The organism is Cohaesibacter gelatinilyticus, from assembly GCF_900215605.1.
Classification (GTDB): domain Bacteria; phylum Pseudomonadota; class Alphaproteobacteria; order Rhizobiales; family Cohaesibacteraceae; genus Cohaesibacter; species Cohaesibacter gelatinilyticus.
Map to the genome: position 1 here is coordinate 426,022 of NZ_OBEL01000003.1, position 15,434 is coordinate 441,455.

Genomic DNA, 15,434 nt, shown 5'->3' on the forward strand with positions numbered 1-15,434 from the left:
CCCCCAAGGGGACAGAACTACGTCCGGCGACTTCCAGAAAAATATGTGAGTTTTTTGAGAGCACGCAAGTTCGCGAACAAGTGGAGCGTGCCATGACACTCATAAAATATGCGCCAAGCCTAGCCTTTCAGCAGCGTCTGTTGGAACGCACAGGCTATTCGATTTCCAATCCTCATGTTCGGCAGCCGGTCCGAAACCCGGTTGCTGAGAAGATCAAATCAATCGCCCCTCAAAAAGATACCCGTGCCAAACTGCTTTTGGCTGACCGCGTTCATCGCATGGATCGGGCTCGGCAATTGGGGCTGGCCGCAATCACTTTATGCGGCGGCTTGCTTTGGAACTCCGATCCTTCTCATGCCTATATTTCGGATGAAATTGGATCTCAGATTGCCACTCCACCCTCGCTCGACCCAGTCAAACCGGATGCATTGCAATCCTTCTCCAATCCTATCCTGGAACAGATTAATGGGATCGACTGGTCACATCCAACCTTTGTGCCGGGCTTGATATTCGTGTTGATTATCGTCCAATTGCTCGCTCTGGCGCAGAGACACATGATTGCCCGGAAGCTGATAACCACTGACCAGAATGTGATCGGAACCTCCAGAAGAAATGTGGTCGATCATACCGAGCAGACAGATCCCGAATGTGCATCAGCCACGGCCTCTGAGGAACAGGACAATTCCAGTGTAGATGGTTCTGTCGTCGAGTTTGAATCTCCCTTGGTTGAGATATCAGAACCCGAAGGTGATCGGAAAACAGGCGAAGATCAGATAACTGCTTCAAATCTCGAACAGTCCGTCGTTGATGAGGCAATGCCGCCAGAGGCTTGTGATTTGCCGGTCATTGTTCATGAGCCGAGAAAGCTCACCACGCAGTTCTGGTCCCTTGATGCCGCTACCCGCCAAGGTCAGGTCCGCGAGGAAAATCAGGATTGTTTTGCAGTGCTGGAGTTTGCACCTGAATTGAAGGCATTCAATGTTAATGATGGGGCTGGAGGCCTCAAAGGAGGGCGGGAAGCATCCCACACAGCAACGGAGAGTATTAGTTGGTCTCTCAGAGATGCTTTTCAGCGAAATGGAGATCTGACCCTACGAGACCTGCTTGATGCACTTGACTATGCCAGAAAGGTTGCCGCTGAACGTGATTTAACCGGTGTGACCACAGCTCTTGTGGTGTTGCTGAAGGGTGACATTGTTCACTATGCCACGTTGGGTGATGGAGCCATCGTGGTGATCTGGCCCGATGGGATGGTCGGACATCTCCAAGTGCCGCATCATACCGCAGGCCAACCGTCCAATATCATCAATGCCTATATCGGCAAAAACTGTCAGGCCCCTGCACGTATCGGCTCTTGCCGTCTTGAACCCGGCAGCATCGTCATGACCATGACAGATGGGGCCTCCGATCTGTTTCCCTATGAGGATTTTGCCCTTCAGCGCGAAAAGATAGCCGATATGCGGGGGCTGGCCGATCACTTACTTGCCGAGTTGGAGTCTGCCCGTGATCCTGACACTGGTGCCTATCTTCACCATGACAATATGACACTTGCCATGGCCCTTCTGATCGATGGAGACGATCATGAATGATATCATTACTATTGGTGGGATCAGAATTTGTATCGACCGGTCAAATCCTTTGCCGGGTGGCCAGGGGCAAGCCTTTCTCGGACATCTGGAGGACGATCCCACGATTGGTGTCGTTGCCAAGAAGCTGAATGATCGGCCTGACAATCTTGCTCGAGCAGACTATTTGGTCAACCGACATCTTTGTGAGATGTCACCAGCCTTTGCTGGTCCATTCGCCGCCGAAGAACTTAGCGATGGACATGTGTGGCATGTTGCTCCCTTCGTCAGAGGTGTTGAGCTGGAAAAGGATCAGCCTCGCAGTTTGGTAGAGAATCTGGAAATCTGCCTCGAAACTGTCAGTCTGTTTGCTATTCTGGCCCATCATGGCCTCGCCCATGGCGATATTGCCTTCAGCAACATCCTAATTGATCAGGATGGCACGGTCTCTGTGATCGATTTTGACGGCTATGTTGCGGACGATCCAACCAGCCTGCCATCACCGGTCATCGGGCAGCGTCCCATGCTGGCGCCAGAGTTACGTTTGGAGCAGCAGGGCCAGCCAAACGTGGAGAGTGATCGTTTCGCGCTGGCGGTCTTTTTGAGCATGCTGGTGACAGGGCGCTATCCAACTGATGGGTTTCCAGACGTGCCAGCGGAAATCGATCTTCTGTTGACCGATGGAACCTGGCCCGAACGAAAACGTCTCCCGGCCCCCGATGAACTTCCCATCGAAGCTTTGGGACCGGAGATCCAAGCTCTATTTGATCGCGCCTTCTCACTCGATCCGAAGGTCCGACCTGAGCCGGAAGAATGGCGACTGGTTTTGACCAAAGCCCTGGACAATTGCTGGATTCATGATTGTGGCAACCCCTTTGTCGCTGGACCCAACACGACCCATTGCCCCTGGTGCGGATCTACCGTCGAAATCAAATCCAATGCTCACAGCCTCAAAGTGATTCTGCCCGCTTCTGGTCATCGCTATCGTGCGGAACTCAAGGAGGGAGAAACCATCACGCTAGGCCGCTCGACAATTCCAGACCTACCTCAAGTGGTTTCTCGACGGCACCTAGAAATTACGCCTTTCCGAGACAAATTGCTGCTTCGTCATGTCGGGAACCATGACACTCTGATCGAAGTATCAGATCAATGGTACCGCCTGGAACAGCACTGGGCAAAAATCGATAATCTGGGAACACAGCGGGGCCGACTGAAACTCGCAGACATTGAGGTGCATTTGGTCGTGGAATAGCTGCGTGTTTGCAGAAAAAGACAAAGCACCACCAATCCAGTGAGGCTGGTGGTGCTTCTTTGAGATTTTCAACAAATTTGATTGTCTCTTCAGTATGGCTTTCATGACGTATATATATCCGGTGACACACCCATCGGCTGCAACCATTTGATAACAGCATCTGCTTTACCTGAGAGGCCTTTCTTTCCTCCCTGGCGTGTATTGTCTGGAGCATAACAATCAAGCTTGATTTCATGACAAGGCTTTGGTTGAAAAACTAACATCCCCACAACGTTAGACCCGCCCAAAATATGGGGGCATTGATCGGAAGATCAGTGGGGCCGCCTTCGTTGGTTTCATCTGGTGATGTTTTTGCTCGAGCCAAAGGCAAGTCATTTTGACCAGTTTCAAACCCATTGTAAGCAGCTTCCTTGATCGCGTGGCGGTAGGTCTCATATGCTGAGCCCGTTTCGACAAACTTCGCCATTATTTTGGTACCCAGGCCAACAGTTGGTTGGGATAAAACGGACCAAAGTGGAGCAATCGCCGCATTTGCTTCACTTTCCAGAAACGATACGGCAACGCTTTCAAAATTATTCCCATAACGATTTCCAACTAAGCCTTGTCCACATGCACCCAGTAGTACCAATCTTAAGTTCTTGAATTTTTCATCTTGAAGCTCACGAACACTGAGATGGGATGAATTTGTTGGGTTGTCTTCATCTGATAATTGCAAACTAGAAAACTGCGAAAACCTGTGATGGTAATATCCATGGCAATAAAAGGCTACAGCGTCGGCATTTTCCAGTGATGAAAGAACTTTTCTTTTGGTAGCTTCTCCGCCATATAAAAGATCGACATTTAGCTTGGGATCGCCAGCTCCAGTTGGTTCGCCAAAGTTCCGCTGTTCAAAGGGAAAATCGTTTAATGGATCGAAAATGACCGTTACATTTTTCGGGCTCTGCTCAGTTCTTGAAACCTTTCTCAATAGGACTTGTTTCGCTGACCAGATAGACGGAAAAAGACACAAATTCCATTTTTCAAAAAAGTGGGTGCCCGTATCACTACGTGCAGCCAATATTGGTAAGTTGTAAAGGTACGATGGCAGTAGGAGGCCGATGCGGGCATCAGGCCGTAACGAGGTATTTATGAGTGCTTCATTAATGAACGCACATAACTTCGACCATAACCGGTCCAAAAACCTATCAATGAACTCATTCCATCGAACTAAATGTTCGGTTTTCAGCTGGTCTCTCTCAATTGCCAACTCATAGCGCTTAAACTCTTGTAGCCAATCGTTGGAAATACATACTAAATCTTCCAATTTGACTTCATCAAACAAAAAATTCTTTTGGCCAAATGCGCCTACGATATGAATAATAACCCCTTTTTCTGTTGCGCTAACAAGACAAAGGTTTTGATCCGCTTCGTCTAGCAACTCAGGCAAGCTAGAATGGTTTTCTCCGCAAATCAGCTCATCAATTTCCGCGCGCCGCACATCGAGTTTGTTGCCAATAGAACTGCGAACCTCAATATATTTTGAGTGCTGTAATCGTAACCTCTCAAATGCGCTAGGCGTATCATCTGCAACAATTAGCCCATCTTCAATCTGGAACATCTCGCGAATCAAACTGCTTATCTCAGGATCTGTATTTTCTCGTTGCGAAAGACCCAGAATGATCGTGCGTAATTTCGCATTCGGCTGACGAAGAAGATCAAAAACCAATAGGGTCTCTTCCAACGTTAGCCGTTGCCTTAATTGGCAAATCAATTGGTCAGGAAGCGATGAATAGCTTCTGACTAACTCATCAATCTCACGGGTGAAAAAAGCTCTAAAAAGAACCTTCTCTACGTTCCCAATCAAATCAACTAATGCATTGTCGGAACTCACCTCATCAACCATATTCAACTCTGCCGCAATGTTGAGCAGTGAAAAATCTCCAAGACTGAAAAGTTCATGATCAGTCAGATACTTGCGCCAAAATCTCTGGCTTCTGTCATAAATTTCTTTCCAATTCTCTGAGATGGAGATGATCTCTTGGTTTCTAGCAAACAACTCGAGCTTCAACTCCTCGAGTTGAATGAGAGCTGAGTCGACTTCATTCTCAGCCAAATAGCGAGTTTGCAGGTTGCATATCATTCTCAGGATATCAATTTCCTGGATGTATCTTCCAGATTCCCTGCCAAGATTGGTGCAGCAATCGATCAAGTTTTGAAGTACCAAAGTACCGACCTTAACCGGCTCTCTGTCCAGATATTGGAGACAGTCATATAGCAGTGAAAATGCAATGCGGTTGTCGTTTATTGAATGGGTTTGGATAAGTGAACGCGCGCATTCGATTTTGCAGTTTATGCTTACTGCTTCAGGAAATGCTAATATTGAATTTTTTCCGTACCAACATGAAAGATCTTGATAGTTTTCAGATTTGATGAACTCGTGCAATTCTCTATAAAGAGATCCCGAAAACTGGTTGAACTTCACAAAGATATCAGCGCTTCTCTCGGATCTGTCTGAATTTAGTTGAATGGTTGCTATATCAATCCCTTGGCGCAGATAGCCTTCAGATAAAAATAGATATCCTAATTGCTTGGTTTTTTGGCCAATGACCAATGCCAACTTGCCAGCGTCTAAGAAAAGAGTTGAATCCTGCCCAAATTCTGATCGGGAAAATAGGCCTTCAACTATTTTCATTGCGTTGAGCAGGCCCCCGATATCGTTTGTTAAGTTGCTGGAGGCGGCTTGAGCCACAGCGGAATTGCGAAGCATAATTGCTTCAGCCATAGTCCAGTCAGGGGTCAAAAAGATAAAGCCTTGTTGCGCAACTTTTTCGGCAAGGGCGTATGACCAGACTGCAATTTTGCCGTCATTGGCATTACCCAGCTTCATGCATTTTTCGAAGGTAGATGAGCAGAGTTTGAAATGATCTATAAGAATGTTTTGCAAGTTTTGTGGTTCTAACTCACCTGATGAAACGAGGCTCTCGATTTGGCTAATTTGATCCAGCTCATCTTCCAGCTGTTTGAATTCAATATCTGTTTCCTGACCCTTCTCATTCATGCTAAAGCCCCGTTTATGTTGAAAATCTAAGAACTAAAATCAATCAGTGCTCAACTTGCGTGGATTCTTTTGGATGAAACCGTTGGAAGAATGCAGATCAAATGTTTTCCTGTGGAGGCAGTGCTGACAAACTACGTCGGTTGAATTGTAGCTCTCTTCCAGTTTGTATGGATAATGCCAGTTTCAATATGGGGTTGCAACGATGAGCTTAAAAGCCAAAATTTCAAAATTGGAACTGAGAAAAGCCATTGCAGACAAAGACGTTGTTGGGAAAAATCGGAATTTAAAACCAATATTGATGTTTATTGCCGAATCCGGACTAATGGGCGGTCTTAAAAGACAAGAAGATATCGCCGATTACTTCTACGTTGATGAAGAGACTGACGTACAAGAAAACAACGAGAGAAAGCCAAGCACAACAGCCAGAAATTTTGGATTTAGACGGCTCGGAAATATTTGGCGTAGAAGCAACACTAAATATTTGACCCGGCTCGAAGCCAAAGCAATTTTCGAGGCCTTTATTGAAGCAACCTCGCCGGTCTGGCGCGAACAGTTTGTACCAGAAGATTTTGGGCGGTTGTCACTTAGTGAAATATTTTCTCGCGCCAGGCAACTTGATCTACCAATGCCCGAAAACAACTATTCCCCAAGTATCTTATTGGATTTATCGTGTTTAAGTGTTGGTATGAGTTCGATAACTATTCAGCCTATGAATCCTCATTCGACTCTTTCACTCAGGCCTGTGGATGTTGGTAGAAGGAGTTTAGTTCCCATAAAACCTCTACCTTATCATGACGCAGATGAATTATATGTTCTGAAAATTAGTGGCGTTGATGAGACCAGAGAGCAAGTATTTGTTTTTGAATACTCATACGATGAGCTTCATGGAGAAGGTCAAGAAAATGCCTATTCCTGCTTCCCGATTCTGCTTGAAACAGAGCCACAAACCAGCTTTTTTATTCGAGGTGAGGAAGATCGGCCTTTTGTCATGCCTGATGCAGCCGGTCAATTTGCGTTTGTTGCTTTAGCGGTCCCAAAGGAATGGGATTTTGAATCTCGGTTTTTTTGCGAAGTTCGAGAGCCGAGATGGACTACTCCTGAATTCAGTACATTCCTCAAGTCAATCAATAGCCAATTACAAAAACACAAAGACCAAATTCGCATCGGTTGGTATGGATATCGTGTAGATTAGGAAATCAGCTCCGCCAGAGTTGGCGGAACTGATACTTTTACTCTGAGCCATCTTTACACCAGTGAAATTGATCGCCCCACCAGGGTTTCCGTTGAAGCCCAAAGGCTTCTGGCGGCATTACATGTGGCAAACCATCTTCCTGATCGATTGATTCAACTGAGAGAATTTCCGATCCGTCTTGCCCAAAGACAACGAGGTCCTGGGCACCAATTCGGACAATTTCACCCAAAATCCCCCAAGTATTCTCTGTGTATTCTTCGAAGTGATCGCCATCACCCCATAGAACACCAGCAAATACTGTTCCCTCAGGGACTCTAACGTCCTCTTGAGAAGGCTTTAGACCAATTGGTTTAAGCTCAAATTCGAAGCCCAACTTGATCGTGCCTTGAAATTTCTTTCCGGTATCCAAGTCTTCATCGAGCAGCCATAAATCTGATGGGATCTCAGAACTGAAAATCAAGTAAAACTGCGGTTGATTTGTCTCTGTCAATTTAATTCTCCATGATGAGTGTAACTGAAAGCGACATGCGTTCAGTTTGCTCACCATGAATTGGTGCAAAGATAGCCAGTAAGAGCGGTTGAAGCGCGACAGTCAGCTTCACGCGACCTGACTTGCCAGACAACCTCTGCATCCATTATATAGAAATTATTTATATATTTCAATAATTTAAATACTATTCAATGCTAATATACTTCATGTTCAGTTCGTGTCGACAAACGTGTTTTCCACCTGTTTTGTCCTTATTTGGTAAGGCGTCGATGTAATGAGCCACTGAAGATCTGCTCTGGTCATTGAGATCATTCAAGGCAAGACCACAGTATCAGAAGCAAGCCGTTCTTACGATTTTTCCCCTTCAGAGATTGAGGGTTGGATCGAGGATGCCAAGCATGGGATGGAGAACTCCCTGGGCACCAACCCAATCGACATTCACGCCCAGTACGAGAAGTAACTGAAGGATCTGCAAGAGGCGTATGGTGAAGCCATGCTGGAGTTGCGGGCCTGAAAAAGTTGAAGGCCCTCATGGAGCAGGAGGGTGACAATTGATCCGGACGCTTCATGAGGGCCTTTCGTCAGAAGGGATCCGCGTATCGATAGCCAAGCTTTGCAGATGGTTCAGCATCCCGCGCAGGGCTGTTTATTACAAACCAACCAAGTCGGCTCCAAGAGTTGATGCCCGTTTTTCTGATCCGATCAAGGCTATGATCGAAAAGGAACCGTCTTTCGGTTATCGAACAGTTGCCTGGCTTCTAGGCTTCAACAAAAACACGGTCCAGCGCATTTTCCAGATCAAAGGATGGCAGGTACGTAAGCGGGCCGTTGGGATGCGGCCTCGGATCCAGTCCGTTCCTTCTGTTGCTACTGCTCCGAATGAAAGATGGTCGACAGATCTGGCTCGTGTTTGGACCGGAAAGGACGGCTGGGCCTCATTGGCATTGGTTATTGATTGCCACACGCGAGAACTTTTGGGTTGGCATCTCTCACGAACTAGTAAGTCGACAACTGCTTCGGCTGCCTTGGAGCACGCCCAGATAAGTCGATTTGGGGCACTTGGTCGTGTTGATCAGGAATTCCTTCTCCGATCGGACAATGGATTGGTTTTTACCAGCCGACACTTCTCGGCGATTGTTAGAAGCTATGGCCTGAAACAGGAGTTCATAACACCGCATTGCCCGCAACAGAATGGAATGGTGGAGCGAGTGATCCGGACGTTGAAAGAACAATGCATTCACAGACACCGCTTTGAAACCATTCAGTGTGCCAACCGCGTCATCAGCGACTTGGATACACTTCTACAACACCAAACGGCCTCACCAGGCTCTGGCAATGCAGACACCTGCTGAAGCATTCAAATTAGCAGCGTAGACTTTGCAGATTCCGGTGAGTCACTACATTTGGAACAAGACAGGAGTAACTGTACACCTCACAGTTGGTGTCGCGACTACACGATACCTAGCCGGATAAGGCTTTCAGCGGTTGCGAGCGTTGCTTATTCTGACGAGCGCGGATTCCAGCCCAGAATGCAGGTTGCCTTGTCATGGGATACGATTTGCTCGCAATCCAGATCGTTGATGATTGAGCGCAAGCCATCGTTAAAAAGGCCAATAGCGGGTGCGGACGAATTCGGTGATACCGGTGACCTCCATTTTCCAAATCTGGGGGAGATCGTATTTGGTCTGGATCGTCTTCGACAGGTTAGAGAGGCTCCGCCCATGCAATACTCCCTCCCTCAGTGCCCATATTGCTAGATCTAGTATGGTGACGTCCGGGAGCGTCTCAACCTTGGCAATGATTGCCACACCATATCGCTTCTGTCACACGATGGCGAAGGTCAAGGGATAGCATGGGCCAAAAAACCACCTCCTGACTGACCCTGAATCACAATTTGCCAATCGATATACAAGGAAAGCCAAGTGAGCTAGCTGTCGGTTCACTTAAGGGTTGTATTTTGCAAATATTTGTCTTTTATAATTTGGTAGTTGTTCGAATACGATTTTACAAACAGGTGTACAGAGGGTGCGCAATGGCCATTAGAATATCGAAGCACCTCTCCAAAGAATACACATTGGGACCGGGTCTGCTGATAGATATCGATCCGCAAGCGCAAACCATGATCGAAACGCTGCAACATTCGGGGTACGATGGTCCATTGCAGCTGGATGTCATTGCCGCAATTGAAGGCTATTGTTGGCTTTCTGTACATTTCAAGCAGAACAACCAGTTAGAGGATAACGCGACCATCAATCCCGGCGAAAGCATTGATCTTGTTCTATTCTCTAAAGGATGTCCGGATTCTGATGCAGTTTTCGATGAGATGGATGTATCTATATTGCTCTATGTTCGTGACACCTCTGGTGCATCGGATGATCCATCGGGCTCAGTATTGGTTCTCAAGGATCCTATTGCAGCAACCAGTGTGTTAGAGGATCTGGAAGGAGACATCAAACAGGAGTTAATGACGGTTAGTCGTTCAGACATCATGGGCAAAGACAGATTGTTACTGGCATCCGGTTCCTTGATACAGCCATTCGCTAAACTCCCCTACAAAAGCCATGAAAGGAAGGTTGAGCTGGTGACCAAGGCTCATCTGGCAAATAATAACCCAGTTCCGTTGATGCTCAAACTGCGTCAGATTGGCCTTCAGACTCCCATCGAGATCACAAGTGACAAGGAGGACCATCTTCTTCAGTGTCCGGTCAACTTTCTACCAGACAGTCATACGAGCTTCGAAATCTGGATCGCTATTTCTTCACTGGCGGGTTCTTTCTCTGGGGGAGAGACCACTGTCGTCGATCTGCAATTTAAGGTGCAGGATCTGCCAGCCCCTCCGAACAAACTACTTTGGGAACAGAAGCTGCCCTGTTCGATTACGGCAGCCGCGGGAGAAGAGTTGGACCTTATGGTCAGCTTCACAGAGGGTGACACTATACAATTCACGCCCGCCATGATTCCAAAGAATCAACAACTGACGCCTTTGGATAGAGAAATCAGCTTTATCAAGGCGAGTTCTGATGGCAGTGTAGGTGCCCTGATTGATCCTATCCAGTTGGAAATCAACCCGATAAATGACAAGTGGGATGCCTGCCACATACAAGCTTTTCTGAGACTAAAAGACAGCTTGTCGGAAGATTTCATGCAGCCGGAACAAATTGTTAACCTCAAAGAGTGTGGTCCCCATTCCGTAAAAATTGATATTGCAGAGCTCCTCGAACTGCATAATTTCTCCCAACGGCCTGGAGTCATTGATCTGTGTCTCAAGGTGGAGGCCGTCAATTCGTCGGAAGATGCCGTCAATGCGCTTCTGGTTCTGCCGTTAAAGGCATTGCCGAATGCACCAAAATACGTCATGGCCGTTGATTTCGGCGCTTCAGCTTGCATCGTTGATTTTGGTAAGTGGGGGCGCACAACGCAAGTGCATCATTTGCCTCTTGGCGATTTCGCTCATGACGTGTTTAAGAATACTGAAGAGTATTCCGAAAACTCTACTCAGAGCATTCTTCTGCCCACGGTTGTTGGTCTATCATCAAAGCATCATTCCCGAACTCTGTCTGATCCACTATCCTTAGGTTGCTCCAAAAGAGCAGGTCTGGCTAAGGATCAAGCTAAGGAAAGAATGGCTTGGTTGCAGCGACGCTACGATATCTCACTGCCCGTTCTGCCAGAAGGCAGAAAAAAGGCAAATGGTTGGGCCGATATGGAGCAATACAAGATCCGAAATCTCAAGCGGAGCTTTTTGACACATACAAGAACGAAAACAAAGTCGATCTTGGAATATGATCGAGCAAACAGTCGAGTTGCCGAAACGGATATGCTTGTTCTATCAGACTTGCTTTCGGACGTATTTGATGAACTAGGCCGTTATATTGTTCCGAGAACACTGGAGTTTTTCGCTGACAAAGATGAAGATACAGGCCTTCAGTTGTATGATGCCTACCTTGATCTGGCCCCAGGTGACCTAGAGGTCGTTATCACTCATCCAAGCGGCATTGATAGGAAAAAACAGAACGCCTATAAGACGGCTGGCAGACGTTTTGCATCAAGTGTTTTTGGAACTCAGAATTCTGACGATGTTGGTGAGCCCAGGTTCATTTCAGAAGCATTGGCATCGGCTTTCTATGGAGTTTTTTACACAAAGAAAGAGGTGCAGAGGACGAGTCACAGAAACAAAACACAAATCTATGCATGCATTGATATCGGCGCTTCCACCTTTGACGCCTGTTTGATCGAGGCAAGCTTCTTGCGGCCTGATGGAACGGTAGAGGGCGACCCAGAGGCCGCCCCACATGATTGGAGAATACTCGCTCATTTTGGTGGTACAGTCGGCGGAGCAGATCTTGATACATCCCTACTGGATTTGGCGATATCGGCGGTCGAAGACCAAAGGAAGGCAGCCGCTAGTGAGCCGTATCGTAGTAGAACTCGCTATATAGCAAAGAGTGATTTGGAACGTGATGAGCTTCTTCGTGTAGCCATTGCTAAAGCGAAGATTGAAGCTTCAGAATTGGCTCGAATGGAAGCCGAAACCAAAACCACAAATACTGCAATTTGCTATGATTGGGCCAATAGCAAAAGTCCTGGCCTCTATGTTGATTTGTCTGGCTTGTTTGAAGAGGAGCCTGGAGCTCAATTGAACCTACGCCCGCCAAGCAAAGAGGCTAAAACACAGATTGTCATGTCCGAGGAAGGCCGTCGTCTGAATCTGTTCATACCCCGGGCTCTCTTGGACGCTAAACGCTTGCAGTGGGAAGGTTCCTCCAAGAAGTCTCCTCAAACTGTTGCGCGGCTCTTGGCTGATGCGGTTCCTGCTTTGTTGGCTCGAGAAGCGAAACGGCTGAACAAGGCACCTCTTCACTGGTTGGTTACGGGTCGTGCTGCACTTTGGCCTCCGTTCTACGCTGGCATTTCCAGAACGATAAAACGGCTTGATGCAGGCATGATGGTTAACAAGATTCCCATGTCCCCCACCGGCATGAAGTCGGCAAGCGTTCGTGGAGCGCAAATGCTGGTATTGTCAGGATTGGAGTTTTCTGACGGTGTCACACATCCCATTGCCCTTGCCCAGTTTGTGCCAAGAGGTGGCGATAATGAGTTTCGTCCATCGATGTTTAAGATTAAGCATCTTGAGTATCTTTTGGACGGCGAAACGAAAATGGGAACCGAGAAATTTGATGTGAGCCTGAATGGTCAACGCCTAGTCCTGCCGGTCCTGCCGGGGTTGGATGATGCTGGGGTGAATAGCCACATCACCCGAGAAGATATTGAAGATCTGTTTCATGCGTTCGGCATGAAAATCTGTTTCGAAAATGAACAATCATTCTCCTTAACGCAGGAGCTAAAAAATTCACCCCATGCCGAACACGCCAACTTTCAAATTTTTGTCACTCGAAGTGCGGATCGAACCGAAATCGAGTTTCTTGGCAAGAAAATAGGCATATCTAACAACAGGATTGCGTAGCCATGAGTTTATTGGATCTGCCCTGGCCATTATGGTTTTTCATCGCATCCATTTCTGCGGTTGCTATTCTGGTGGCGATCTATTTTATCCATTCCTCGCGAAGCGCTGTTTGCAACGCCGAAATGCAGCATCAACTGTTGAGCGATGAGAATGCCGTGCTCAGACAAGTCTTCCTGAACTTGGCTGGGGCAACCGAACATGGAACTTTGAAAGGGTTTGAACATCTCCAGCCGGAACAGATTGCAGAGGATATTCGGCAGTCATTGGCAACAGAAAAGATGACGACTAGTTCTGCAAGTGTAGATCTTTTCGTTCTTGCTGCAGATCTGTTACGCCAAGCAGGCCCCCCAATGATTGGCGCAGTCTGGAACGAGCCCCGGCAGATGCTTGATGAGGAACATGACCGGATCATCAAACTCTTCGAGCACATATCTTCCAACCCGGAATGGAGCGATCAAGTCAGATTGCAGGAGCGAAGTGAAGTTGCCTATCTCTTTGCGGTCTCTCTTCGCATGGATGCTTTTTCGCCAGATACGAGGCAAGCCATCAGCTATAGTTTGGCTGGCGCCATTCTACGTAGTAAACTGGCCCAGCAAGGGGTATTCCTACTCCTCCCCCCCCCTCTGAGCCTCATTCGGGTTCAGGATGTAAAAGTATCTGATGATGAAATCCAGTTGATTAATTTCGATCCTTCTGTTGCGGCGGCTGTCTTGGCAGCCAAAAAAACTTTGAGCGATCATCGAGCAAATGAGAATTGTTACCTTGTCATCGATTGTAAACGACCGGGGTGGATTTCTGCTGAGGGAACAGAGCGCCCCCACGTTGCAATCGCCAACAATGCTTATTGATACAGAAGGAATACAACAATGGCGTTAGGGCAAGTCTCGCAAAACAAGGCTGAACCAGAAAGGTTCGTGGAAGTCATCGGGCATGTAGAACCCGGGACAGAGGAGGCCTTCTGGCGTGATCGGATTTTCAGCAAACCTTCCAAAAAGAAACAAGCCAGGAAGCATTGGTATCGATCCTTGGCACTTTCTTTTTTAGCCAGACTTCCCGGACGGCAGAGCAAATTGGCCCAATGGATAAAGAGCCTCACCATATATTCTTTTGTCGACATTCTAAACTTGGTGACTGACAGGGTTCGCGTTGGAAGCCACTATTCAGAGCGGGTTTGGGAGGTTTCTTTCCACAATTTTTTTCTGGTCTCAGCTCGTCAGGGGATCTGCGGTTATAGCGAACTGGCACTTGAAACCTCGCTGGCCAAGCATTTGTCTTCTTCTGTTTCCGGTTATGTAGATCCAGAGAAGCAATTGCGTATTCGATGCATGGTCAGCAACGCTTTTAATAAAGAACAACTTGATGAGGTTCATTTCTACCTGGGCTCCGGGGTGCATGCCCCCCTTAGAGGGGAGAAACCCATTGGATGGCTCCGCTTTTATCCCAATCCAACAGAGCAACCTGCAAACTTTACCGAGCCTCTGTTCCTTGATGGTGCGCAAGCGGCTATCTTCAACGGCCAGTCCATGTTGTATTTCGGATTGGATGGAAAGAAAGATCCGGTATTCCTGAATTTCGAAGAAGCCGAGCTAGCTGGGCATTATCAAATCTGGATTGCTGGCAGGACGGAGCTGGAAGCCGAAGAAATCGTCGCACCACCACAGGTCGAACCTTTATCAAACGAAAGAGCATCTTTGATTTTCAAACGGCCAAATGAATCGATAACCAAGTCCCTCCCCGCCGATATCGATGCTCGCTGGAACGTTTCCTTTATTGGGCTCAAGCACTCATCCAACAAAGTGTGTCGTATGGATATGTCCTTGGATGGTCGCCCCTCTCGACTTTACTATCGTCGACCTGCTGTTTCCCATGTGGCTATCACGCAATTGGCATTCTCAAGAACTGAGTTGGCCAATGGTGAGCTTGAAAGCCAAATCACCAAGTTCTGGTTTGATTTCGATGGATACAAAAGATTGATATTCTCTGCTATGCAAAAACGGCGTTACTCCCTTTCTTGGACGTTTTCGACCAACCGCCATCTTGCTTTTGATTGGCATGCCAACAGGAGATATCACTGGTCCGCCAGTTGGAATAGGGATCATCACGGCGATCATTTTTTAGAAGTTCTTCAAGACCCCGATGATCCCAATATGATCCGGATCAAGCGAAGCAACAATCAGCCTTTTGGATACTTAACGCTGCCTACGCAGCCTGAAAAGCTGCTCTTTTTTGATGATCTGCAAACTGAGGCAGGCTTCCATCTCGATTGGCTTGACCATGCTGGCGCTGTTCAGATTGGCAACGAGGTTCTTGGTCTTGGCAAAGCCTTCCACTTGTACGGCCCGACCATAGGGCCGGTATCGATGGATATGCTTGATAAGCATCAGACCTTGAGACTTGGTCCTTTTGTCATCGAAAGATGGCCTCCAAATTGAAA

10 protein-coding genes and 1 pseudogene are annotated in these 15,434 nt (G+C 47.4%); 8 read left to right on the forward strand and 3 right to left on the reverse strand.

Features of this window, described 5'->3' with window-relative positions:
- Positions 1-92: 92 nt before the first annotated feature.
- Complete coding sequence (locus CRO57_RS15905) at positions 93-1,589, forward strand: protein phosphatase 2C domain-containing protein (RefSeq protein WP_097154444.1); 1,497 nt, start codon at positions 93-95, stop codon at positions 1,587-1,589.
- The gene (locus tag CRO57_RS15910; protein WP_170956133.1) at positions 1,582-2,817 is read left to right on the forward strand and encodes a protein kinase domain-containing protein; all 1,236 of its coding nucleotides are present in this window, start codon (positions 1,582-1,584) and stop codon (positions 2,815-2,817) included. The genes CRO57_RS15905 and CRO57_RS15910 overlap by 8 nt, the downstream gene beginning before the upstream one ends.
- Before the next feature lie 256 nt (positions 2,818-3,073).
- On the opposite strand, the gene CRO57_RS15915 is transcribed toward CRO57_RS15910, so the two are convergent.
- On the reverse strand, positions 3,074-5,854 hold the full coding sequence (locus CRO57_RS15915; protein WP_097154446.1) for a CHAT domain-containing protein: 2,781 nt from the start codon (positions 5,852-5,854) through the stop codon (positions 3,074-3,076).
- A gap of 202 nt (positions 5,855-6,056) precedes the next feature.
- Between CRO57_RS15915 and CRO57_RS15920 the strand changes: the two genes are divergently transcribed.
- Positions 6,057-7,046, forward strand: coding sequence for a hypothetical protein (locus tag CRO57_RS15920; RefSeq protein ID WP_097154447.1), 990 nt, complete (start codon positions 6,057-6,059; stop codon positions 7,044-7,046).
- A 37-nt stretch (positions 7,047-7,083) separates the two neighbouring features.
- On the opposite strand, the gene CRO57_RS15925 is transcribed toward CRO57_RS15920, so the two are convergent.
- Positions 7,084-7,536: a hypothetical protein gene (locus CRO57_RS15925; RefSeq protein ID WP_097154448.1), complete on the reverse strand. Its 453-nt coding sequence runs from the start codon at positions 7,534-7,536 to the stop codon at positions 7,084-7,086.
- 1 nt (position 7,537) lies between these two features.
- Entirely contained in the window at positions 7,538-7,669 is a 132-nt protein-coding gene (locus CRO57_RS25255) for a hypothetical protein (RefSeq protein WP_280176189.1), read from the reverse strand.
- A 418-nt stretch (positions 7,670-8,087) separates the two neighbouring features.
- On the opposite strand from CRO57_RS25255, the pseudogene CRO57_RS15935 reads away from it, so the two are divergent.
- The 5 genes and pseudogenes from CRO57_RS15935 to CRO57_RS15955 form a co-directional block, all read left to right on the forward strand.
- Positions 8,088-8,810: pseudogene (locus tag CRO57_RS15935) on the forward strand (transposase); the annotation flags it as partial.
- The gene (locus tag CRO57_RS25400) at positions 8,803-8,910 is read left to right on the forward strand and encodes an integrase core domain-containing protein (protein WP_425291285.1); all 108 of its coding nucleotides are present in this window, start codon (positions 8,803-8,805) and stop codon (positions 8,908-8,910) included. The pseudogene CRO57_RS15935 and the gene CRO57_RS25400, both read left to right, overlap by 8 nt.
- A 658-nt stretch (positions 8,911-9,568) precedes the next feature.
- Positions 9,569-13,000 carry an acetate and sugar kinases/Hsc70/actin family protein gene (locus CRO57_RS15945; protein WP_097154450.1) on the forward strand — a complete coding sequence of 1,144 codons (3,432 nt, stop codon included), beginning with the start codon at positions 9,569-9,571 and terminating at the stop codon, positions 12,998-13,000.
- Between the two features lie 2 nt (positions 13,001-13,002).
- Positions 13,003-13,848: a hypothetical protein gene (locus CRO57_RS15950; protein ID WP_097154451.1), complete on the forward strand. Its 846-nt coding sequence runs from the start codon at positions 13,003-13,005 to the stop codon at positions 13,846-13,848.
- An 18-nt stretch (positions 13,849-13,866) separates the two neighbouring features.
- Entirely contained in the window at positions 13,867-15,432 is a 1,566-nt protein-coding gene (locus CRO57_RS15955; RefSeq protein ID WP_097154452.1) for a hypothetical protein, read from the forward strand.
- Positions 15,433-15,434: the final 2 nt, after the last annotated feature.